The organism is Aestuariivirga sp. (assembly GCF_041738905.1).
Classification (GTDB): Bacteria; Pseudomonadota; Alphaproteobacteria; order Rhizobiales; family Aestuariivirgaceae; genus Aestuariivirga.
The window spans coordinates 1-1,501 of record NZ_JBGSOZ010000134.1 but is presented as its reverse complement, the minus strand read 5'-3'; the positions used below and the strand labels follow the sequence as shown (position 1 = coordinate 1,501).

At 57.2% G+C, this 1,501-nt stretch carries 2 protein-coding genes and 1 pseudogene; 1 reads left to right on the top strand and 2 read right to left on the bottom strand.

The genetic code is table 11. The annotated features are described in order from the left end of the window. A partial coding sequence (locus ACEW8Q_RS12185; protein ID WP_373504325.1) for an ArsR/SmtB family transcription factor occupies nucleotides 1–372 on the bottom strand: 372 nt, incomplete at its 3' end. Between the two features lie 122 nt (nucleotides 373–494). Here ACEW8Q_RS12185 and ACEW8Q_RS12180 point away from each other — a divergent pair. After that, a pseudogene (locus ACEW8Q_RS12180) lies at nucleotides 495–1,364 on the top strand (IS1595 family transposase). An 11-nt stretch (nucleotides 1,365–1,375) separates the two neighbouring features. On the opposite strand, the gene ACEW8Q_RS12175 reads toward ACEW8Q_RS12180, so the two are convergent. Then, on the bottom strand, nucleotides 1,376–1,501 hold a 126-nt coding region (locus ACEW8Q_RS12175; protein ID WP_373504326.1), incomplete at its 5' end, for a hypothetical protein.

Here is a 1,501-nt window from a genome sequence, read left to right as displayed (position 1 = left end):
CGATATCGCCTTGCAGCCTGTGGGTGCGGTGGTGACATTGGGTGAGGTCTCGCGGCTGCGGATGTCTTCGAGCCGCGCGAGGTCGCCCGCCAGCACCGGGTCGGCGCCGGGCAGAAGATCGACGATCGAGCGGGCGAGGGCGCCGCCCATGTCCTCCTCGCGCAGGCGGAACAGCACCCAGTTGCCTTCCTTGTGGCGGCTGATGAGCCCGGCCTCGGTCATCAGCTTCAGGTGGCGGCTCACGCGCGGCTGGCTCTGGCCCAGGATCTGGGTCAATTCGCTGACATTCGCCTCGCCATGCGACAGAATAAAAAGGATGCGCACACGTGTCGCCTCCGCAACAGCGCGCAAACCTGATAGCAATTCATCCATGCCAACACCTCCATAATCGTATAAACATATCTTTATGTTCAATTCAACAGGCGGATACACGGATATATCCCCTTGACGTATGCTGGCTGATTTCCTATATTCAGATCATAGGAGAACGGCAAATGACCAAGCCAGTCACGATCAAGCAGTTTCAGTCTCGGTTCCCGAATGACGACACCTGCCTCGATCACCTGTTTGCCACCCGGTATGGCAACGAGCCAGTCTGCACAAAGTGCGGCCAGATCAACACGTTTCACCGCCTCAAGGGAATGCCCGCCTATACCTGCAATTGCGGCCACCATGTTCACCCAATGGCAGGAACCCCGTTTGAGCGCACCCGCACGCCATTAACGACATGGTTTCATGTCATGTTCCTGTTCTGCGCTTCGCGGAATGGCGTGAGCGCCAAGGAAGTCCAGAGGCAAACGGGCGTCACCTACAAGACAGCTTGGCGGATGTGCAACGAAATCCGTAAGTACATGGGTTGGGTCGATGGCGATCAGCCCCTTGGTGGCCGTGGCCCCGATGCACCCGCCGTTGAAGTCGACAAGATGTTCTTTGGCGGCAAGGACAAGCTTGGCGAGGATGACAAGTCGGTTGTGCTCGGCATGGCAGAACGCGGCGGGCCTGTCATTACCCGTGTCATTCCCAATCGATCACTGAGCGCCGTAACCACTCGTGTGGCGACGTGGGTGCATTCTGGAAGCCGGGTCTAAACAGATGAAGCGAGGGCATTTGGTGCGCTTGAGAGAAGCGGCTACCATCATCGCACGGTGAACCACTCCAAGAAGGAATACGTTCGCGGCCCCGTTCACACCAACACTATCGAGAGCTTTTGGGCTCACGTGCAGCGGTCAATCGCGGGGACGCATATTTCGGTGTCGAAGAAGCACCTTCAGACGTATCTCCGGGAGTTTGAATACCGCTACAACAGACGGAAGGCTCAGCACCTTTTACTGGACGCCCTGCTGTTGGCTTTCCCCAAGGCTTAGGACGCCAGCAACTATAACTGCGACGATTTCTGGGTCCGGGGGGTGATCTTGTAATTCCATTCTGGATGGAACGTATCGCCGCGGATATCGAGACGCTTCATCTCGGCATCGCTGACTTTGATGCCCTTCTTGTAGGT